General features: G+C 60.5%; 18 protein-coding genes. 15 read left to right on the top strand and 3 right to left on the bottom strand.

Annotation, left to right across the window (positions count from 1 at the left end; translation table 11 throughout):
* Positions 1 to 155 precede the first annotated feature (155 nt).
* Positions 156 to 1445: a citrate synthase gene (gene gltA, locus KI241_RS19665; protein ID WP_042731481.1), complete on the bottom strand. Its 1290-nt coding sequence runs from the start codon at positions 1443 to 1445 to the stop codon at positions 156 to 158.
* Between the two features lie 365 nt (positions 1446 to 1810).
* Here gltA and sdhC point away from each other — a divergent pair, with 365 nt between their 5' ends.
* From sdhC to KI241_RS19610, 11 genes are all read left to right on the top strand, one after another.
* Positions 1811 to 2185, top strand: coding sequence for a succinate dehydrogenase, cytochrome b556 subunit (sdhC, locus tag KI241_RS19660; RefSeq protein ID WP_024780620.1), 375 nt, complete (start codon positions 1811 to 1813; stop codon positions 2183 to 2185).
* Positions 2179 to 2547 (top strand): succinate dehydrogenase, hydrophobic membrane anchor protein, encoded by a 369-nt coding sequence (sdhD, locus tag KI241_RS19655; RefSeq protein WP_042731480.1) that lies wholly within the window; start codon positions 2179 to 2181, stop codon positions 2545 to 2547. Before sdhC ends, sdhD begins: the two co-directional genes overlap by 7 nt.
* Before the next feature lie 3 nt (positions 2548 to 2550).
* On the top strand, positions 2551 to 4323 hold the full coding sequence (gene sdhA, locus KI241_RS19650; RefSeq protein ID WP_042731479.1) for a succinate dehydrogenase flavoprotein subunit: 1773 nt from the start codon (positions 2551 to 2553) through the stop codon (positions 4321 to 4323).
* A gap of 11 nt (positions 4324 to 4334) precedes the next feature.
* Positions 4335 to 5039 carry a succinate dehydrogenase iron-sulfur subunit gene (locus KI241_RS19645; protein ID WP_039594133.1) on the top strand — a complete coding sequence of 235 codons (705 nt, stop codon included), beginning with the start codon at positions 4335 to 4337 and terminating at the stop codon, positions 5037 to 5039.
* A gap of 261 nt (positions 5040 to 5300) precedes the next feature.
* Positions 5301 to 8132: a 2-oxoglutarate dehydrogenase E1 component gene (locus KI241_RS19640; protein ID WP_042731940.1), complete on the top strand. Its 2832-nt coding sequence runs from the start codon at positions 5301 to 5303 to the stop codon at positions 8130 to 8132.
* Between the two features lie 42 nt (positions 8133 to 8174).
* Positions 8175 to 9401 carry a 2-oxoglutarate dehydrogenase complex dihydrolipoyllysine-residue succinyltransferase gene (gene odhB, locus KI241_RS19635; RefSeq protein WP_042731939.1) on the top strand — a complete coding sequence of 409 codons (1227 nt, stop codon included), beginning with the start codon at positions 8175 to 8177 and terminating at the stop codon, positions 9399 to 9401.
* Between the two features lie 110 nt (positions 9402 to 9511).
* Positions 9512 to 10948, top strand: a complete 1437-nt coding sequence (gene lpdA / locus KI241_RS19630; protein WP_042731938.1) for a dihydrolipoyl dehydrogenase — start codon at positions 9512 to 9514, stop codon at positions 10946 to 10948.
* 195 nt (positions 10949 to 11143) lie between these two features.
* Positions 11144 to 12310: an ADP-forming succinate--CoA ligase subunit beta gene (gene sucC / locus KI241_RS19625; protein WP_003179235.1), complete on the top strand. Its 1167-nt coding sequence runs from the start codon at positions 11144 to 11146 to the stop codon at positions 12308 to 12310.
* A complete protein-coding gene (gene sucD / locus KI241_RS19620) occupies positions 12310 to 13194 on the top strand; it encodes a succinate--CoA ligase subunit alpha (protein WP_003179236.1) in 885 nt (294 codons plus the stop codon). Before sucC ends, sucD begins: the two co-directional genes overlap by 1 nt.
* A 483-nt stretch (positions 13195 to 13677) precedes the next feature.
* Positions 13678 to 14991, top strand: a complete 1314-nt coding sequence (gene brnQ / locus KI241_RS19615) for a branched-chain amino acid transport system II carrier protein (protein ID WP_047736455.1) — start codon at positions 13678 to 13680, stop codon at positions 14989 to 14991.
* Positions 14992 to 15267: 276 nt separating this feature from the next.
* The gene (locus KI241_RS19610) at positions 15268 to 16005 is read left to right on the top strand and encodes a DUF599 family protein (protein WP_042732018.1); all 738 of its coding nucleotides are present in this window, start codon (positions 15268 to 15270) and stop codon (positions 16003 to 16005) included.
* A 73-nt stretch (positions 16006 to 16078) separates the two neighbouring features.
* On the opposite strand, the gene KI241_RS19605 is transcribed toward KI241_RS19610, so the two are convergent.
* Entirely contained in the window at positions 16079 to 16330 is a 252-nt protein-coding gene (locus KI241_RS19605; protein ID WP_041024944.1) for a hypothetical protein, read from the bottom strand.
* A 157-nt stretch (positions 16331 to 16487) separates the two neighbouring features.
* On the opposite strand from KI241_RS19605, the gene KI241_RS19600 reads away from it, so the two are divergent.
* The 4 genes from KI241_RS19600 to KI241_RS19585 all read left to right on the top strand — a co-directional run bounded on the left by KI241_RS19600 (position 16488) and on the right by KI241_RS19585 (position 20212).
* Positions 16488 to 16964, top strand: coding sequence for a PaaI family thioesterase (locus tag KI241_RS19600; protein WP_042732019.1), 477 nt, complete (start codon positions 16488 to 16490; stop codon positions 16962 to 16964).
* Complete coding sequence (locus tag KI241_RS19595) at positions 16961 to 17422, top strand: PaaI family thioesterase (protein ID WP_042732020.1); 462 nt, start codon at positions 16961 to 16963, stop codon at positions 17420 to 17422. Before KI241_RS19600 ends, KI241_RS19595 begins: the two co-directional genes overlap by 4 nt.
* A gap of 87 nt (positions 17423 to 17509) precedes the next feature.
* Positions 17510 to 19414 (top strand): molecular chaperone HtpG, encoded by a 1905-nt coding sequence (gene htpG / locus KI241_RS19590; RefSeq protein ID WP_212802899.1) that lies wholly within the window; start codon positions 17510 to 17512, stop codon positions 19412 to 19414.
* Between the two features lie 69 nt (positions 19415 to 19483).
* Entirely contained in the window at positions 19484 to 20212 is a 729-nt protein-coding gene (locus KI241_RS19585; RefSeq protein WP_212802898.1) for a dienelactone hydrolase family protein, read from the top strand.
* A 159-nt stretch (positions 20213 to 20371) separates the two neighbouring features.
* On the opposite strand, the gene KI241_RS19580 is transcribed toward KI241_RS19585, so the two are convergent.
* On the bottom strand, positions 20372 to 21232 hold the full coding sequence (locus tag KI241_RS19580; RefSeq protein WP_047736453.1) for a pirin family protein: 861 nt from the start codon (positions 21230 to 21232) through the stop codon (positions 20372 to 20374).
* Positions 21233 to 21245 lie beyond the last annotated feature (13 nt).

The raw sequence follows: 21245 nt of genomic DNA, 5'->3' as shown, positions 1-21245 counted from the left end.
GGAATGCGGTCGCCTGTGGGAGCGAGCCTGCTCGCGATAGCGGCAGCCCCCCTCACCACAGATCAAAGCGCTTACAAACAAAACGGCCCCTGCTCTTATATAAGAAGCAGGGGCCGTTCCGGTGCAGCTTGAGACCTTAATGCAAGGCCCGGGTCTTACTTGCGATCTTGCAGCTCGGTGATGTCACGCGACTCGTAGCCGGTGTACAGCTGGCGCGGGCGGCCGATCTTGTACGGGCTGGAGAGCATTTCCTTCCAGTGGGAGATCCAGCCGACGGTCCGCGCCAGGGCGAAGATCACGGTGAACATGCTGGTTGGAATGCCGATCGCCTTGAGGATGATCCCCGAGTAGAAGTCGACGTTCGGGTACAGCGAGCGCTCGATGAAGTACGGGTCGGTCAGGGCGATCTCTTCCAGGCGCATGGCCAGTTCGAGTTGCGGATCGTTCTTGATCCCCAGTTCCTTGAGCACTTCGTCGCAGGTCTGCTTCATGACGGTGGCGCGCGGGTCGCGGTTCTTGTAGACCCGGTGACCGAAGCCCATCAGCTTGAACGGATCGTTCTTGTCCTTGGCCTTGGCGATGAACTTGTCGATGTTCGAGACATCGCCGATTTCATCGAGCATGGTCAGTACCGCTTCGTTGGCACCGCCGTGGGCCGGGCCCCAGAGTGCCGCGATACCGGCGGCGATACAGGCGAACGGGTTGGCACCCGACGAGCCGGCCAGGCGTACGGTGGACGTGGAGGCGTTCTGCTCGTGGTCGGCGTGGAGGATGAAGATCCGGTCCATGGCCTTGGCGAGCACCGGGCTGATCGGTTTGATCTCGCACGGGGTGTTGAACATCATGTGCAGGAAGTTTTCTGCATAGTTCAGGTCGTTGCGCGGGTACATCATGGGCTGGCCCATGGAGTACTTGTAGACCATGGCTGCCAGGGTCGGCATCTTGGCCACCAGGCGGATCGCAGAGATTTCGCGATGCTGGGGGTTATTGATGTCCAGGGAGTCGTGGTAGAAGGCCGAGAGGGCGCCGACAACGCCGCACATGACGGCCATCGGGTGGGCATCGCGACGGAAGCCGTTGAAGAAGGTCTTCAGCTGCTCGTGAACCATGGTGTGGTTCTTCACGGTGCTGACGAACTGGGCCTTTTGCTCTGCGGTTGGCAGCTCGCCGTTGAGCAGCAGGTAGCAGGTTTCCAGGTAGTCCGATTTTTCAGCCAGTTGCTCGATCGGGTAGCCGCGGTGCAGCAGGATGCCGTTGTCGCCGTCGATGTAGGTGATTTTCGACTCGCACGAGGCGGTCGACATGAAACCTGGGTCAAAGGTGAAACGGCCCGTGGCCGTCAGGCCCCGTACGTCGATTACATCGGGACCAACGGTGCCGGTTAAAATGGGCAGCTCGACGGGGGCTGCGCCCTCGATGATCAACTGCGCTTTTTTGTCAGCCATGTGGCCTCCTATTAATGCTTGGAATCATCAGACAGACCCCCCACGCAGGGCCCGCACCACTATAGTGAGATAAATCCGAAAGTCAATTTGCCTAAAGTCTTGCTCCAGAAGGCTTTAACCGGACTTTTTCCGCGAAATTACCTGCCGTTTACGCCTTTTGTCTGGTATGTGCAATGCGCTATTAGGGGAAGGTGAACGCGTTGTCATTAGTAGCCTAACTGTCTATACTCGGCCACCGACCGCCAGGGGCTTTTGGGCCTGCTTTCTTGGGGGTCGTCACTCCCTGGGTGGTGAGTACCTGACCAGTGCGCGCCGCAACAACTTTGCCCTGATTGTTAGGGGCTCTTCAGTGTGAAAAAAAAGCCGTGAAAAGCCAACGACCTGTAAACCTAGACCTAAGGACCATCAAACTCCCAGTCACTGCTTACACGTCCATTCTTCACCGTATCTCCGGTGTCATCCTCTTCGTCAGCCTGGCCATCATGCTTTACGCATTGGACAAGTCGCTCGACTCGGAAGAAGGCTTCGGTCAGGTGAAAGCGTGTCTGACCAGTCCGCTAGCCAAGCTAGTGATTTGGGGCATCCTGTCCGCCTTGCTGTATCACCTGGTTGCCGGTGTGCGCCACTTGATCATGGATATGGGCATCGGTGAAACGCTGGAAGGCGGCAAGCTGGGCTCGAAAATCGTTATCGCCGTTTCCGTGGTGGTGATTGTTCTGGCAGGAGTCTGGATATGGTAACCAACGTTACGAACCTCTCGCGTTCGGGCCTTTATGACTGGATGGCGCAGCGTGTGTCTGCGGTCGTTCTCGCGGCTTACTTCATTTTCCTGATCGGATATGTCGTGGCAAACCCTGGCCTTGGCTATGCCCAATGGCACGAACTGTTTGCAAACAACTGGATGCGTATCTTCAGTCTGCTGGCCCTTGTCGCACTGGGCGCTCACGCCTGGGTCGGCATGTGGACCATCGCCACCGACTACCTGACGCAAATGGCGTTCGGCAAGTCGGCGACTGCCATACGTTTCCTTTTCCAGGCGGTATGCGGCGTCGCGATGTTCGCGTACTTCGTCTGGGGTGTGCAGATTCTTTGGGGTATCTGATTCATGGCTAACATTCCTACGATTTCTTTCGACGCCATCATCATTGGTGGCGGCGGTGCCGGCATGCGCGCAGCGCTGCAACTGGCGCAGGGCGGTCACAAGACTGCCGTGATCACCAAGGTTTTCCCGACTCGTTCGCACACTGTTTCCGCCCAGGGCGGCATCACCTGCGCCATCGCTTCGGCCGACCCGAACGATGACTGGCGCTGGCACATGTACGATACCGTCAAGGGTTCCGACTACATCGGTGACCAGGACGCTATCGAATACATGTGTCAGGAAGGCCCGGCCGCGGTGTTCGAGCTGGACCACATGGGCCTGCCGTTCTCCCGTACCGAAACCGGCCGCATCTACCAGCGTCCGTTCGGTGGCCAGTCCAAGGACTACGGCAAGGGCGGGCAGGCTGCCCGTACTTGCGCGGCCTCCGACCGTACCGGTCACGCGCTGCTGCACACCCTTTATCAGGGCAACCTGAAGGCCGGCACCACGTTCCTGAACGAGTACTACGCCGTTGACCTGGTGAAAAACCAGGACGGCGCCTTCGTCGGCGTGATCGCGATCTGCATCGAAACCGGCGAAACCACCTACATCCGTTCCAAGGCCACCGTGCTGGCGACCGGCGGTGCAGGCCGTATCTACGCCTCCACCACCAACGCCCTGATCAACACCGGTGACGGCGTTGGCATGGCCCTGCGTGCTGGCGTGCCGGTACAAGACATCGAAATGTGGCAGTTCCACCCGACCGGCATCGCCGGCGCCGGTGTACTGGTCACCGAAGGCTGCCGTGGTGAAGGCGGCTACCTGATCAACAAGCACGGCGAGCGTTTCATGGAGCGTTATGCTCCGAACGCCAAGGACCTGGCCGGTCGTGACGTGGTTGCCCGTTCGATGGTCAAGGAAATCATCGCCGGCAACGGTTGCGGCCCGAATGGCGACCACGTGATGCTCAAGCTCGACCACCTGGGCGAGGAAGTGCTGCACAGCCGCCTGCCAGGCATCTGCGAGCTGTCCAAGACCTTCGCCCACGTCGACCCGGTCGTCGCGCCGGTGCCGGTCGTTCCAACCTGCCACTATATGATGGGCGGCGTTGCCACCAACATCCATGGCCAGGCAATCACCCAGAACGCCGAAGGCGTCGACCAGATCATCCCTGGCCTGTTCGCAGTGGGTGAAGTGGCGTGCGTATCGGTTCACGGTGCCAACCGCCTGGGCGGCAACTCGCTGCTCGACCTGGTGGTCTTCGGTCGTGCCGCCGGCCTGCACCTGGAGAAGGCGCTGAGCGACGGTATCGAATACGACGACGCCACCGACGCCGACATCAACGCGGCCCTGGCCCGTCTGTCCGCCCTGAACGAGCGCACCGATGGCGAAGACGTCGCCACCCTGCGTCGCGAGCTGCAAAGCTGCATGCAGAACTACTTCGGTGTATTCCGTACCGGCGAATACATGCAGAAGGGTATTGCCCAGCTGGCGCAATTGCGTGAACGAATCGCCAACGTGAAGATCAACGATAAATCGCAGGCGTTCAACACCGCCCGTATCGAAGCGCTGGAGTTGCAGAACCTGCTGGAAGTGGCCGAAGCCACCGCCATCGCCGCAGAAGTGCGTAAAGAGTCCCGTGGCGCCCACGCCCGCGAAGACTACGAAGACCGAGACGACGAAAACTGGCTGTGCCACACCTTGTACTTCCCGGGTGAAAAACGCGTCGCCAAGCGTGCCGTGAACTTCTCGCCGAAGACTGTTCCGACTTTCGAACCAAAAGTCCGGACTTATTAAGGGTGACCGCTATGTTGCAAGTCAGTGTTTATCGCTACAACCCTGATCAGGACGCTGCGCCGTTCATGCAGGATTTCCAGGTCGATACCGGTGGTAAGGACCTGATGGTGCTGGACGTGCTGGCCCTGATCAAGGAACAGGACGAGGGCTTCTCCTACCGTCGCTCCTGCCGCGAGGGCGTTTGTGGCTCCGACGGCATGAACATCAACGGCAAGAACGGCCTGGCCTGCATCACGCCGTTGTCGGCCGTTGTGAAGGGCAACAAGCTGATCGTTCGTCCGCTGCCAGGTTTGCCGGTGATCCGTGACCTGGTCGTCGATATGAGCATCTTCTACAAGCAATACGAGAAGGTGAAGCCATTCCTGCAGAACGACACGCCGGCTCCGGCCATCGAGCGTCTGCAGTCCCCGGAAGAGCGTGAGAAGCTCGACGGTCTGTACGAGTGCATCCTGTGCGCCTGCTGCTCGACCTCGTGCCCATCCTTCTGGTGGAACCCGGACAAATTCCTGGGCCCGGCCGCCCTGCTGCAAGCGTACCGCTTCCTGGCAGACAGCCGTGACACCAAGACGTCCGAGCGTCTGGCCGCACTGGATGACCCGTTCAGCGTATTCCGCTGCCGCGGGATCATGAACTGCGTCAACGTCTGCCCGAAAGGCCTGAACCCGACTAAGGCCATCGGTCACGTACGTAACATGCTGCTGCAAAACGGCGTGTGATTCAGCTGCTGTACCCGTAGAACCGCTGTACCCGTAGAGGCTAGGGCGCGGGCTTCAACCCGCGTCGTAGCATAACCAGAACAGCCGCTCACAAAGCGGCGGTTCTTATTTTGAAGAAATGAGACAAGCAGGGGCATCCGGGCTGGTACCCGGACTATCAGCGTGATCCTAAGTGGCTTGTTTTAGTCGCTGCACTCGGACTTCTGCAAGTTTGCTCGGTGTTTTCGCCGGTGGTGTTCCCCTAATCGAGGGTGACCAAGCATGCAAGAAAGCGTGATGCAGCGCATGTGGAACAGTGCCCACCTCTCCGGTGGTAACGCTGCCTATGTGGAAGAGCTCTACGAGCTCTACCTGCACGACCCTAACGCTGTGCCAGAAGAATGGCGCACCTACTTTCAGAAGTTGCCGGCTGACGGTAACTCTGCCACTGATGTTTCGCACTCGACGATTCGCGATCATTTCGTGCTGCTGGCGAAGAACCAGCGCCGCGCCCAACCGGTATCTGCCGGTAGCGTGAGCAGTGAGCACGAGAAGAAGCAAGTCGAAGTGCTGCGACTGATCCAGGCCTACCGGATGCGCGGCCACCAGGCAGCCCAGCTGGACCCGCTGGGGCTGTGGCAGCGTCCTGCACCTGCAGACCTGTCGATCACTCATTACGGCTTGACCAATGCCGATCTTGATACGACCTTCCGTGCCGGCGACCTGTTCATCGGCAAAGAGGAAGCGAGCCTACGCGAAATTCACGAAGCGTTGCAGCAGACATATTGCCGCACCATCGGCGCTGAGTTCACGCACATCACCGACTCCGAGCAGCGCCAGTGGTTCCAGCAGCGTCTGGAAAGCGTTCGTGGCCGTCCGACCTACTCCGCCGACATCAAGAGCCACCTGCTCGAGCGCGTCACGGCCGGTGAAGGCCTGGAGAAATACCTGGGCACCAAGTATCCAGGTACCAAGCGTTTCGGCCTGGAAGGCGGTGAAAGCCTGATCCCGATGCTCGACGAGCTGATCCAGCGTTCCGGTTCCTACGGCACCAAGGAAGTCGTCATCGGCATGGCCCACCGTGGTCGCCTGAACGTACTGGTCAACACCTTCGGCAAGAACCCGCGCGAGCTGTTCGACGAGTTCGAAGGCAAGAAGAAGGTCGAGCTGGGTTCCGGTGACGTGAAGTACCACCAGGGCTTCTCGTCCAACGTGATGACCACCGGTGGCGAAGTCCACCTGGCGATGGCGTTCAACCCGTCCCACCTGGAAATCGTTTCCCCGGTGGTCGAGGGTTCGGTTCGCGCCCGCCAGGATCGTCGCAACGATCCGACCGGCGAGAAGGTGTTGCCGATTTCCATCCACGGTGACGCGGCATTCGCCGGTCAGGGCGTGGTCATGGAAACCTTCCAGATGTCGCAGACCCGCGGTTTCAAGACCGGCGGCACCGTGCACATCGTGATCAACAACCAGGTCGGTTTCACCATCAGCAACCCGCTGGACTCGCGTTCCACCGAGTACGCCACCGACGTCGCGAAAATGATCCAGGCGCCGATCCTCCATGTGAATGGTGATGATCCGGAAGCCGTGCTGTTCGTGACCCAGCTGGCCATCGACTACCGCATGCAGTACAAGCGCGACGTGGTGATCGACCTGGTCTGCTACCGTCGTCGTGGCCACAACGAGGCCGACGAGCCAAGTGGCACCCAGCCGCTGATGTACCAACAGATCGCCAAGCAGCGCACCACCCGTGAACTGTATGCCGAGCGCCTGACCCAGGCCGGTGTGCTGAACGCCGAGCGCGTCCAGGAAAAAGTCGATGAATATCGCAACGCCCTGGACAACGGCCTGCACGTGGTGAAAAGCCTGGTCAAGGAACCGAACAAAGAGTTGTTCGTGGACTGGCGTCCTTACCTGGGCCACGCCTGGACCGCTCGTCACGACACGCGTTTCGACCTCAAGACCTTGCAGGAACTGTCCGCCAAGCTGCTGGAAATCCCGGAAGGCTTCGTGGTCCAGCGCCAGGTCGCCAAGATCTACGAAGACCGTCAGAAGATGCAAGCCGGCGGCCTGCCGATCAACTGGGGCTATGCCGAAACCATGGCGTACGCGACCCTGGCATTCGAAGGTCACCCGATCCGCATCACCGGCCAGGACGTAGGCCGCGGTACTTTCTCGCACCGCCATGCGGCGCTGCACAACCAGAAAGACGCCAGCACCTACATTCCGCTGCAACACCTGTACAAGGGCCAGCCACGTTTCGACCTGTACGATTCGCTGCTGTCCGAGGAAGCCGTCCTGGCGTTCGAATACGGTTATTCCACCACCGAGCCGAATGCGCTGGTGATCTGGGAAGCCCAGTTCGGCGACTTCGCCAACGGTGCCCAGGTGGTTGTCGACCAGTTCATCACCAGCGGCGAGCACAAGTGGGGTCGTCTCTGCGGCCTGACCATGCTGTTGCCACACGGTTATGAAGGGCAGGGGCCGGAGCACTCCTCGGCACGTCTGGAGCGTTACCTGCAACTGTGCGCCGAGCACAACGTGCAAGTGTGCGTACCGACGACCCCGGCGCAGATCTACCACCTGCTGCGTCGCCAGGTCATCCGTCCGCTGCGCAAGCCGCTGATCGTGCTGACGCCCAAGTCGCTGTTGCGCCACAAACTGGCGATCTCCACGCTCGAGGACCTGGCCGAAGGCTCGTTCCAGACCGTTATTTCAGAAATCGACACGCTGGACGCGGCCAAGGTGACTCGCCTGATCCTGTGCAGCGGCAAGGTCTACTATGACCTTCTGGAAAAACGTCGTGCCGAAGGCCGCGAAGACATCGCCATCGTGCGTATCGAGCAGCTCTATCCGTTCCCGGAAGAAGACCTGATGGAGGCCATCGCGCCTTACACCAACCTCACCCACGTGGTGTGGTGCCAGGAAGAACCGATGAACCAGGGCGCGTGGTACAGCAGCCAGCATCACCTGCGTCGCAGCATCGGCAACCATAACAAGGCCCTGGGCCTGGAATATGCCGGCCGTGATGCTTCTGCTGCACCTGCGTGTGGTTATGCGTCGATGCACGCCGAGCAGCAGGAAAAACTGCTGCAAGATGCCTTCACTGTTTAATGCCTTCGCGCACCTGAAACCGAATTTAAGGAACCACAGATAATGGCTATCGAGATCAAAGCCCCCACTTTCCCGGAATCGGTTGCCGATGGCACCGTTGCCACCTGGCACAAAAAACCGGGCGAGGCCATCAAGCGTGACGAACTGATCGTCGACATCGAGACCGACAAGGTCGTGCTGGAAGTCCTGGCGACCGCCGACGGCGTGCTGGGCGAGATCGTCAAGAACGAAGGCGACACCGTTCTGTCCGACGAAGTGCTGGGCTCGATCGTTGAAGGTGGCGCTGCCGCCGCTGCTCCGGCCGCTGCTGCCGCGCCGGCCGCCGCCCAGGCTGCTGCTCCGGCTGCCGACGGCGAAGACGATCCAGTCGCTGCGCCGGCTGCCCGCAAGATCGCTGAAGAAAACGGCATCAACATCGCTTCCGTTGCCGGCACCGGCAAAGGCGGTCGCGTGACCAAGGAAGACGTCGTGGCTGCCGTTGCCGCGAAGAAAGCCGCTCCAGCGGCTGCTGCTCCGGCCAAGGCTGCCGCTCCGGCCGCCGCTGCGCCTGTCTTCGCCGCCGGCGACCGCACCGAGAAGCGTGTACCGATGACCCGCGTTCGCGCCACCGTGGCCAAGCGCCTGGTCGAAGCCCAGTCGAACATGGCCATGCTGACCACCTTCAACGAAGTCGACATGACCGAAGTCATGGCCCTGCGTTCGAAGTACAAGGACCTGTTCGAGAAGTCCCACAACGGCGTGCGCCTGGGCTTCATGTCGTTCTTCGTCAAGGCAGCCACCGAAGCGCTGAAACGCTTCCCTGCCGTCAACGCGTCGATCGACGGTTCCGACATCGTCTACCACGGCTATGCCGACATCGGTGTCGCGGTCTCCAGCGACCGTGGCCTGGTGGTTCCGGTGCTGCGTAACGCCGAGCTGATGAGCCTGGCCGAAATCGAAGGCGGCATCGCCACCTTCGGCAAGAAGGCCCGTGACGGCAAGCTGTCCATCGACGAGATGACCGGCGGTACATTCACCATCACCAACGGTGGTACATTCGGTTCGATGATGTCGACCCCGATCGTCAACCCACCGCAAGCGGCGATCCTGGGTATGCACAACATCATCCAGCGTCCGATGGCGGTCAATGGCCAGGTTGTGATTCGTCCGATGATGTACCTGGCGCTGTCCTACGATCACCGCCTGATCGACGGTAAAGAAGCCGTGACTTTCCTGGTAACCATCAAGAACCTGCTTGAAGATCCGGCTCGTCTGCTGCTGGACATCTGATCTCGCCGCGAGGGCCGGTCTGTCGACCGGCCTCTTGCTGAAACAATCGGTCTCGTCCCACGACGGTCGCCACAAGCGGCCGTCCGGTTTGATTCGAAAAGGAATGACTCATGACTCAGAAATTCGACGTGGTAGTGATTGGTGCGGGCCCTGGCGGCTATGTAGCGGCCATCAAGGCTGCACAACTTGGCCTTAGCACTGCCTGCATCGAGAAATACACCGACGCGGAGGGCAAACAGGCCCTCGGCGGTACTTGCCTGAACGTCGGCTGCATTCCTTCCAAGGCGCTGCTGGACAGTTCCTGGAAATACAAGGAAGCGAAAGAAAGCTTCAACGTCCACGGCATCTCCACCGGCGAAGTCAAGATGGACGTCGCCGCGATGGTTGGCCGCAAGGCTGGCATCGTCAAGAACCTGACCAGCGGTGTTGCCACCCTGTTCAAGGCCAACGGCGTAACCTCGATCCAGGGCCACGGCAAGCTGCTGCTGGGCAAGAAGGTCGAAGTGACCAAGCCAGACGGTTCGGTTGAAGTCATCGAAGCCGAGAACGTCATCCTGGCACCGGGCTCGCGCCCGATCGACATCCCGCCAGCCCCGGTCGATCAGAACGTGATCGTCGATTCCACCGGCGCCCTGGAGTTCCAGTCCGTGCCTAAGCGCCTGGGCGTCATCGGTGCCGGCGTGATCGGCCTCGAGCTGGGTTCGGTATGGTCGCGCCTGGGCGCGCAAGTGACCGTGCTGGAAGCCCTCGACACCTTCCTGATGGCTGCCGACACCGCAGTCTCCAAGGAAGCGCTGAAGACCCTGACCAAGCAAGGCCTGGACATCAAGCTGGGCGCTCGCGTGACCGGTTCGAAAGTCAACGGCGAAGAAGTCGTTGTCAACTACACCGACGCCAATGGCGAACAGACCATCACTTTCGACAAACTGATCGTTGCGGTCGGCCGTCGTCCGGTGACCACCGATCTGCTGGCTGCCGATAGCGGCGTTGAAATCGATGAGCGTGGTTTCATCCAGGTTGACGATTTCTGCGCCACTACCGTACCGGGCGTCTACGCCATCGGTGACGTGGTTCGCGGCATGATGCTGGCGCACAAGGCGTCCGAGGAAGGCATCATGGTTGTCGAGCGCATCAAGGGCCACAAGGCCCAGATGAACTACGACCTGATCCCGTCGGTTATCTACACCCACCCGGAAATCGCATGGGTCGGTAAAACCGAGCAGGCCTTGAAAGCCGAAGGCGTTGAAGTTAACGTCGGCACCTTCCCGTTCGCCGCCAGTGGCCGTGCCATGGCTGCCAACGACACCGGCGGTTTCGTGAAAGTCATCGCCGATGCCAAGACGGACCGCGTATTGGGCGTTCACGTCATTGGCCCAAGCGCTGCCGAGCTGGTACAGCAAGGCGCGATCGGTATGGAATTCGGCACCAGCGCTGAAGACCTGGGCATGATGGTCTTCTCCCATCCGACCCTGTCCGAAGCCTTGCACGAAGCGGCCCTGGCCGTGAATGGCGGCGCCATCCACGTGGCCAACCGCAAGAAGCGTTAATAAACAATAAGAAACCACGGCGGTTCGGCCCGTCGTGAGCCTTGCGAGCAAGACTCACCGCGGAATGTCCGCTGGACGCAGTCTTGCGTAGCCGAACCGGGCGACCGGAACGCTACGCAAGCAGCAGTCACAGGTGGTGCGGCACTCAATGGTGCAGCACCGAATGCGCAGTACCTAACGAAGACGGTAATAAGCATGAATCTTCACGAGTATCAGGGTAAGCAGCTGTTCGCTGAGTACGGCCTGCCAGTATCCACAGGCTACGCGGTAGACACCCCGGAAGCGGCAGCAGAAGCTTGCGACAAAATCGGCGGCAGCGAATGGGTTGTCAAAGCCCAGGTTCACGCCGGTGGTCGCGGTAAAGCGGGCGGCGTCAAGCTGGTTCGCAGCAAAGAAGACGCCAAAGCCTTCGCACAGCAGTGGCTGGGCAAGCGTCTGGTGACTTACCAGACTGACGCCAACGGTCAGCCAGTCACCAAGATCCTGGTCGAGTCGTGCACTGATATCGCTAAAGAGCTGTACCTGGGCGCTGTCGTTGACCGTTCGAGCCGTCGCATCGTGTTCATGGCCTCCACCGAAGGTGGCGTGGACATCGAGAAGATCGCGCACGACACCCCTGAGAAAATCCTCAAGGCCACCATCGATCCACTGGTTGGCGCACAGCCATTCCAGGGTCGCGAGCTGGCTTTCCAGCTGGGCCTGGAAGGCAAGCAAGTCACTCAGTTCGCCAAGATCTTCGTTGGCCTGGCCAAGCTGTTCCAGGACCACGACCTGGCGCTGCTGGAAGTGAACCCGCTGGTGATCAAGGCTGACGGCGACCTGCATTGCCTCGATGCCAAGATCAACATCGACGCCAACGCCATGTACCGTCAGCCTAAGCTGAAGACTTTCCACGATCCGTCCCAGGACGATCCGCGCGAAGCGCACGCTGCCAAGTTCGAACTGAACTACGTGGCCCTGGAAGGTAACATCGGCTGCATGGTCAACGGTGCCGGCCTGGCCATGGGTACCATGGACATCGTCAACCTGCATGGCGGCAAGCCAGCCAACTTCCTCGACGTAGGCGGTGGTGCTACCAAGGAACGCGTAACCGAAGCGTTCAAGATCATCCTGTCCGACACCAACGTCGCTGCAGTACTGGTCAACATCTTCGGCGGCATCGTTCGTTGCGACATGATTGCCGAAGGCATCATCGGCGCCGTGAAGGAAGTGGGCGTGAAAATCCCGGTTGTTGTTCGCCTCGAAGGCAACAACGCTGAGCTGGGCGCTAAAGTACTGGCAGAAAGCGGTTTGAACATCATCGCTGCTACCAGCCTGACCGACGCTGCTCAACAAGTTGTCAAAGCTGCGGAGGGCAAATAATGAGCGTCCTGATCAATAAAGACACCAAGGTTATCTGCCAGGGTATTACCGGTTCGCAAGGTAGTTTCCACACCCAGCAAGCCATCGAATACGGCACCAAGATGGTTGGCGGCGTAACGCCAGGCAAAGGCGGCACCGAGCACCTGGGCCTGCCAGTGTTCAACACCGTGAAGGACGCTGTAGCCGCGACTGGCGCCACCGCCAGCGTGATCTACGTTCCAGCTCCTTTCTGCAAGGACTCCATCCTTGAAGCAGCGTTCGGCGGCATCAAGCTGATCGTTTGCATCACCGAAGGCATCCCGACCATCGACATGCTGGAAGCCAAGGTCAAGTGCGACGAGCTGGGTATCACCCTGATCGGCCCTAACTGCCCAGGCGTGATCACTCCAGGCGAATGCAAGATCGGCATCATGCCAGGTCACATTCACTTGCCAGGCAAGGTCGGTATCGTTTCCCGTTCCGGCACCCTGACCTACGAAGCGGTCAAGCAGACCACTGACGCCGGTTTCGGTCAGTCGACTTGCGTCGGCATCGGCGGTGACCCGATCCCAGGCTCGAACTTCATCGACATCCTGAAGCTGTTCCAGGAAGACCCGAAGACCGAAGCGATCGTCATGATCGGTGAGATCGGCGGCTCGGCCGAAGAAGAAGCGGCTGCCTACATCAAGGCAAACGTGACCAAGCCGGTTGTTTCCTACATCGCTGGTGTGACTGCTCCTCCGGGCAAGCGCATGGGCCATGCTGGCGCAATCATCTCTGGCGGCAAAGGCACTGCAGACGAGAAATTCGCTGCGCTGCAAGACGCAGGCGTGAAAACCGTGCGTTCGCTGGCAGACATCGGCAAGGCCCTGGCCGAGCTGACTGGCTGGGAAATGAAGAAGTAAGCTTCGGCTGACTGATTCGTTCCAGCAACAAAGGCCACCTTCGGGTGGCCTTTGTCGTTTTCGGCCGTCGTATTTGTGGCTGTAGGGCTTCTTGTGGCGAGGGGATTTATCCCCGTTGGGCTGCGAAGCAGCCCCAAAATAATTGACCGCAATTTGTCTGGAGGGACGCGGTTGCCTGGTTGGGGCTGCTTCGCAGCCCAGCGGGGATAAATCCCCTCGCCACAGGTCATCTGCTTTCCAGAGAGGCAGTGTGGGATAAATAGATACGTAAACGCGACACAAAAATGTCGTGTATCGGATACTTCGCCCCGTAACAGTGCGTTTGTCAGGCAAATTCGTTAGGCTAGCAGCCATTTTTGCGCTCGCGGCCCACAAGGCAGCGACGCGCTAAACGGGTCGGTCTGATGCGGATCGGCAGCATTTCCCTCTACCCCTAAGGGAAATCCCTCTCTAAATTCCGATTCAGTAGTGTGGTTTCCTTAAATGAAAGTGTTGAAAGGCCAGGATATCCTGGCGCTTGGTTTCATGACATTTGCCCTGTTCGTCGGGGCTGGCAATATCATCTTCCCACCTATCGTCGGTTTGCAGTCCGGGCCTCATGTCTGGATGGCGGCGCTGGGCTTTCTGATCACGGCAGTCGGCTTGCCGGTCATCACCGTCGTTGCCCTGGCCAAGGTCGGTGGCGCGATGGATGCCTTGAGCAGCCCCATCGGCAAGATCGCCGGAGGCTTGCTGGCAGCGGTGTGCTACCTGGCCGTCGGTCCGCTGTTCGCCACGCCGCGTACCGCCACCGTTTCGTTCGAAGTCGGCCTGGCGCCGCTGACCGGCGAAAGCCCATTGGCGTTGTTCCTCTACAGCGCCGTGTATTTCCTGCTGGTGTTCTTCATCTCGCTCTACCCGGGCCGCCTGCTGGACACCGTCGGGCGCTTTCTCGCGCCGCTGAAGATCATTGCCCTGGCCGTGCTGGGCATCGCCGCGTTCGCCTTGCCGGCGGGCGACATCGGCGTGGCGACTCCCGAGTACGTCGCGGCGCCGTTTTCCCAAGGTTTCATCAATGGCTACCTGACCATGGATACCCTGGGTGCGCTGGTGTTCGGCATCGTCATCGTCAACGCGATCCGTTCCCGGGGCGTCGAGTCCCCGGCCCTGATCACCCGCTATGCCATCATTGCCGGGTTGATCGCCGGGGTGGGCCTGGCGCTGGTCTACGTCAGCCTGTTCCGCCTGGGTTCGGGCAGCCATGAGGTGGCGGCGGGGGCGACCAACGGTGCGGCGGTGCTGCATGCCTACGTGCAACATACGTTCGGCAGCCTGGGCAGCGGTTTCCTCGCGGTGCTGATCTCCCTGGCATGCCTGGTGACGGCGGTTGGCCTGACCTGCGCTTGTGCCGAGTATTTCAGCCGCGTCCTGCCACTGTCCTACAAGACCCTGGTGGTGATCCTGGCGGCGTTTTCGCTGCTGGTGTCCAACTTGGGCCTGACCAAGCTGATCGCATTCTCGATCCCGGTGCTCACGGCGATCTACCCGCCGTGCATCGCGCTGGTGGCGCTGAGCTTCTGCAAGGACTTCTGGCACGAGCAAGGGCGCATCGTTGGCCCGGTGATGCTGGTGTCGTTCCTGTTTGGCCTGATCGACGCCCTCAAGGGCGCCGGGCTGGCGGACTGGATGCCGGCCCAACTGGCCCACCTGCCGCTGAGCGAGCAGGGCCTGGCCTGGCTGGTGCCGTCGGTGATGACCCTGGCGGTGGCCGTGGTCTGCGACCGGCTGCTGGGCAAGCGCAGCGAAGCGCTGGCCTGACCCGGCTCTTGCGCCAATGACGAAATGCCCCGTATCAATCGATACGGGGCATTTTTTTTGTGTGCGGTGTCTTTTTTCGTGGGCTAACGTCGAAGCAGTGTCTCGAAAGGCTTGCACACAACCTTGTGGGAGCGAGCTTGCTCGCGATAGCGCCAGATCAGCCAACATCAATGTGTCTGATGGACCGCAATCGCGAGCAAGCTCGCTCCCACAAGGTCGGCATTTCAAGATACGTCTGGCTTTAGACGTCATGTTTTTGGACACACAGGAAATCGAATGTCATTCATCCAAGCCAACCTGATCCATCTGCTTGCCGCCGCCTGGTTCATCATCTGCTGGGCCGGCTATACCCGCTATGCCACCTGGAAGGCCCGCGACACCGCGTGCCTGGCCAGTGTGATGCACTTGTACCGCGAGGACTGGATGCGCCGCATGCTGCTGCGCGAGAACCGCATCGCCGATGCCAGCGTGATCGGCAACCTGGAGCGCAACGCGTCCTTCTTCGCCTCCAGCACGTTGATCATCCTCGCCGGCATCCTGACTGTCCTGGGGGCGTCTGACCGAGCGGTGTCGTTGCTGGCGGACCTGCCGATGGTGCAGCAGGCGTCCCAGGGCATGGCGGAAGTCAAGTTGCTGTGCCTGGCGCTGGTGTTCGTGTATGCGTTCTTCACGTTCAGCTGGTGCATGCGCCAATACAACTTCGCGGCGGTTTTGGTAGGGTCGGCGCCGATGATCGGCGAGCGCCATGTGTCGGAGCAGGAGCGCAAGGCCTTCGCCCTTCGGGCTGCGCGGGTTATTTCGATGGCCGCCAACCAGTTCAACTTCGGCCTGCGCTCTTATTATTTCGGCATGACCATGTTGGCCTGGTTCGTCAGCCCCTGGTTATTCATGTTGATGAGTGCGGGCGTGGTGTTTGTGCTGTATCAGCGTGAGTTTCACTCCGATGTACTGGATGTCATGGTCTATACGCCGACTGAAGTCCCGGCCCCGGAAGTCCTCAAGGACGTGGCATAACGGTTTCGTTCGCTGAATGGCAGGCAAAGAAAAACCCGCACCAGGCGGGTTTTCTTTTGCCGCTAAAACCGGATCAGTTGGTTTTAGGCGCTGTAGCGGGGGCTTGTTCCTGCGCGGCGGCTTTGTTCGCTTCGGCCTGATCTTTGGCAGCTTCGGCGTTTTCTTTCGCGGCGTCGTTCACTTTATCCTGTGCTTTGTTCATGTCTTGCTGAGCTTGCTCAGCGTGTTGGTTGGCATCTTGAGCTTTGTCCTCGGATTTTTTATCGCAGGCAGCGAGACCCAGGGAGGCGGCCAACATCAAGGCAATAGCTAAAGTCTTACGCATGGGGTGTTTCTCCTTATGGAAATAACTACTGGCCTTTTGAGCACAGCCCCGGAGATTAAGTTCCAGCGTTGTCACAGATATATAACGTTGCCGTGCAATGGAACTTTATCGGTCACGGCTGATATCAGCTTTCGTCACTTATCCGAGCATTAATCACATGGCCGAAGACCCCGTTTTTGAGCGTGCGACACGTTTTTTGTCGGCGCTGCGGCATTGCCAGGTATTGGGTTTGAAACTCCACAGTGCCAGCCCTGAAGGTTTGACGGTGATCCTGCCGTTCAGCCCCCGAATCGTCGGAAATCCCCTGACCGGCATCATCCACGGTGGCGCATTGACGTCTCTGATGGACACCGCGTGCGGCATGTCGACCCTGTGCGTGCTCCCGCAATTCGAGGTTTGCCCGACCCTGGACCTGCGCATCGACTATATGCACGCCGCCGAACCCCACAAGGACGTCTACGGTTTTGCCCAATGCTATCGGGTGACGCCGGATGTGATCTTCACCCGTGGAATCGCCTACCAGGACGATCCCGAGCAACCCATCGCCCATGTGGTGGGCACGTTCATGCGCCTGGGCCAGCATGCCAGGGGCATCCCCCCGCGCAGCCCGTCCGTCGCGGTGGGCACGCCATGAGCGAGATCACCCGCGAACACCTGCGCCAGGCCTGCGAGCAGGGCGACTACGCGCTGCTGCTGGCCTCGATCCCTTACGCACAGCTGATTGGCGTCGAATGCTCGCGCGAGGGCGACGGGTTGCTGTTTCGCCTGCCAGCCAACCAGGACAACATTGGTAACCCTTTACTCCCGGCGATCCATGGTGGGGTCATCGCCGGCTTCATGGAGCTGGCGGCGGCCGTTCATCTGCTGATCGCCACCGGCGTGCCGAGCGTGCCGAAGATCATCGATTTTTCCCTGGATTACCTGCGCGCCGGCCAGTTTCGCGACACGTACGCCCGGTGCCAGGTCTGGCGCCAGGGGCGCCGGGTTGCCAACGTCGCGATCACGGCCTGGCAGGACGTCGAGGCCGAACCGATCGCCACCGCTCGGGCGCATTTCAAGATCCAGGAGCCCGGGAAAGCCGATCGCCCTTGAAATCATCCGGGTTGCCCCCACCTTGTGGACATCCCGCCGCCAATCTCAGCGAGGCGGACACCACCATCCACTTGGAGTTTGATGACCATGAGCGTGGAAACTCAAAAGGAAACCCTGGGCTTCCAGACCGAGGTGAAGCAACTGCTGCACCTGATGATTCACTCGCTGTATTCGAATAAGGAAATTTTCCTTCGCGAGCTGATCTCGAACGCCTCTGACGCCGTCGACAAGTTACGTTTCGAAGCCCTGTCCAAGCCTGAGCTGCTTGAAGGTGGCGCCGAACTGAAAATCCGTGTGAGCTTCGACAAGGACACCAAGACCGTCACCCTCGAAGACAACGGCATCGGCATGAGCCGCGAAGAGGTGATCACGCACCTGGGCACCATCGCCAAGTCCGGCACCGCCGACTTCATGAAGAACCTGTCGGGCGACCAGAAGAAGGATTCCCACCTGATCGGCCAGTTCGGCGTCGGTTTCTACTCGGCGTTCATCGTTGCCGATCGCGTGGAAGTGTTCAGCCGCCGTGCCGGCCTCGCCGCGAGCGAAGGCGTGCACTGGTCGTCCAAGGGCGAGGGCGAGTTCGAAGTCGCCACCGTCGACAAGGCTGATCGCGGCACCCGCATCGTGCTGCACCTCAAGTCCGGCGAAGACGAATTCGCCGATGGCTGGCGCCTGCGCAACATCATCAAGAAGTACTCCGACCATATCGCGCTGCCCATCGAGCTGCCGAAGGAAGTCACCGCCGCCGAGGGCGAAGAGAAGCCTGAAGTGGAGTGGGAAACCGTCAACCGCGCCAGTGCCCTGTGGACCCGTCCACGCACCGAGGTGAAGGATGAGGAATACCAGGAGTTCTACAAGCACATCGCCCACGACTACGAAAACCCGCTGAGCTGGAGCCATAACAAGGTCGAAGGCAAGTTGGAATACAACTCGCTGCTGTACGTGCCGGCCCGCGCGCCGTTCGACCTGTACCAGCGCGAAGCGCCACGCGGCCTGAAGCTGTACGTGCAGCGTGTGTTCGTGATGGACCAGGCCGAATCGTTCCTGCCGCTGTACCTGCGCTTCATCAAGGGCGTGGTGGATTCCAACGACCTGTCGCTGAACGTCTCGCGGGAAATCCTGCAGAAAGATCCGATCATCGACTCGATGAAGTCGGCGCTGACCAAGCGTGTCCTGGACATGCTGGAGAAGCTGGCGAAGAACGAGCCGGAGCAGTACAAGAGCTTCTGGAAGAACTTCGGCCAGGTGATGAAGGAAGGCCCGGCCGAGGACTTCGCCAACAAGGAAAAAATCGCCGGCCTGCTGCGCTTTGCCTCGACCCAGGGTGACGACGGCGAGCAGATCGTGGGCCTGGCCGATTACCTGGCTCGCGCCAAGGAAGGGCAGGACAAGATCTACTACCTGACCGGCGAGACTTATGCACAGGTCAAGAACAGCCCGCATCTGGAAGTCTTCCGCAAGAAAGGCATCGAAGTGCTGCTGCTGACCGACCGCATCGACGAATGGCTGATGAGCTACCTCAGCGAGTTCGACGGCAAGAGCTTCGTGGACGTGGCGCGGGGCGACCTGGACCTCGGCAACCTGGATTCGGAAGAAGACAAGAAAGCCGCCGAGGAAGTCGCCAAGAGCAAGGAGGGCCTAGTCGAGCGGATCAAGACCGCCCTGGGCGATGCCGTCAGCGAAGTGCGAGTCTCGCACCGCCTGACCGACTCCCCGGCGATCCTGGCCATCGGCGAGCAGGACCTCGGCCTGCAGATGCGCCAGATCCTCGAAGCCAGCGGCCAGAAAGTCCCGGACTCCAAGCCGATCTTCGAATTCAACCCGGCGCACCCGCTGGTGGAGAAGCTCGACAACGAACAGAGCGAAGAGCGCTTCGGCGACCTTTCCCACATCCTGTTCGACCAGGCCGCCCTGGCGGCGGGCGACAGTCTGAAGGACCCGGCGGCCTATGTGCGCCGCCTGAACAAGCTGTTGGTTGAGTTGTCAGCTTAAGCAGTGCAGGAAAAACCCGCTTCGGCGGGTTTTTTCATTTCTGGTGTTCCATTTAGAAAGGAGTGGATCATGAGTCAGGTAACGGTTCGTCCGCTGGTCTATCAGATCGAAGGCCAAACCTATGAAGGTCGCCTGGCCTTCGACGTCAGCCAACAGGGTTCGCGTCCGGGGTTGTTGATGGCGCCCAATTGGATGGGCGTGGGGGCAGGGGCCGAAGAGATCGCCCAGTCGGTGGCGGCCAATGGCTACGTGGTATTGATTGCCGACCTGTATGGGCAGACGGTGCGCCCGGGCAATGCCGACGAGGCCGGGGCGGCGATGATGCCCCTCAAGAATGATCGCGCCCTGCTGCGCAAGCGCATGCAAGCGGCGTTCGAGCAACTGCAAAGCCAGGGCGAGGCGCAGGTCGACACGTCCAGGCTGGCTGCGTTCGGCTTCTGCTTCGGTGGCTGCTGCGCCCTGGAACTGGCCCGCAGCGGTGCACCGCTCAAGGCCGCCGTCTCGTTCCATGGCTCATTGGATACGCCTAACCCGGCGGATGCGCACAATATCAAGGGCGCGGTCCTGGTGATGCACGGCGCGGCCGATCCGTTGGTGCCGAAAGAGCAACTGCCGGCCTTCGAAGACGAAATGACCGCTGCCGGTGTGGATTGGCAACTGCTGAGCTACGGCGGCGCGGTGCATTCGTTCACCGACCCTCACGCCAACGTCCCGGGTAAGATGATGTACAACGCCAAGGTTGCCGCTCGCGCGTTCAGATCGATGCATAACCTGCTGGACGAAGTGTTCAAGGGCTGATGTTGTGCCCGGCTTGGCACGTTTTTAGTGTCAAGGCTGGCCCCTTCGCGAGCAAGCCCGCTCCCACATTGGATCTGTGCTTACCCACACGGTATGGGTAGCTCGATCATTGTGGGAGCGGGCTTGCTCGCGAAGGGGGCCTGACATCCAACATGGGATTCAGGGCAACTCGATCCGCTCGTTTTCCCCTGGCACTGTCGGCCAGTCCCCGGCCGCCCAGCGCCGGCGGGCTTCATCGATGCGGGCCGGGTCGCTGGAGACGAAATTCCAGTTCATCCGTCGCGGCCCGTCCAGCGGCGTGCCGCCGAACAGCACGGCATGGCAGTCGCTGTCGGCGAACAGGGTCATTGTTTGCCCGGCCGGCAGGATCACCAGCGCATGGGGCTCCAGCGGCTCGCCGTCCAGCAGCGCCTCGCCGCTCAACACATACAGTGCCCGCTCCTCATGTTCGGTGGGGATCAGCAGGGTCGTCGCGGTTTGCAGGTTCAGTTCGGCATACAGCGTCGGTGACAGCACCGGCACTGGCGACTCCAGGCAGAAACCCGAGCCGGCGATCATGCGGATGCGCACACCCAGGTTGTCGCTGACCGGCAGGCTGTGCGCCGGATGATGGCTGTAGTGCCCGGGGCCCTGTTCGTGGGCCTTGGGCGAAGCCAGCCAGACTTGCAGGCCGTGGAGGCTGAAACCACTGGCCAGCAACGGGGCGGGAGTGCGTTCGACATGGGCGATGGCGCTGCCGGCGGTCATCCAGCTGACATCCCCGGCGTTCACCACCTGGTCGGAGCCAAGGCTGTCCTTGTGCTGTAACTGGCCCTCGAACAGGTAGGTGAGGGTGGACAGGCCGATGTGGGGATGCTGGCGAATGTTCATGCCTGTACCAGCCGGGTAGCGGGTCTGCAGCATGTGGTCGAAAAACACGAAGGGCCCGACGCTGCGGCATTGGGCGGACGGCAGCGGACGCAGGATCGGCTGGCCTTCGACATCTTCGGCGCGGGGGCGAACGATCAGGGGGGCGGTCATGGGGCTTCCAGGT

The sequence above is a fragment of the Pseudomonas sp. Cab53 genome (assembly GCF_018325965.1).
Lineage (GTDB): Bacteria > Pseudomonadota > Gammaproteobacteria > Pseudomonadales > Pseudomonadaceae > Aquipseudomonas > Aquipseudomonas chlororaphis_E.
Note: the sequence above shows the minus strand (reverse complement) of the source record. Positions and strands in the feature narration are given on the sequence as shown.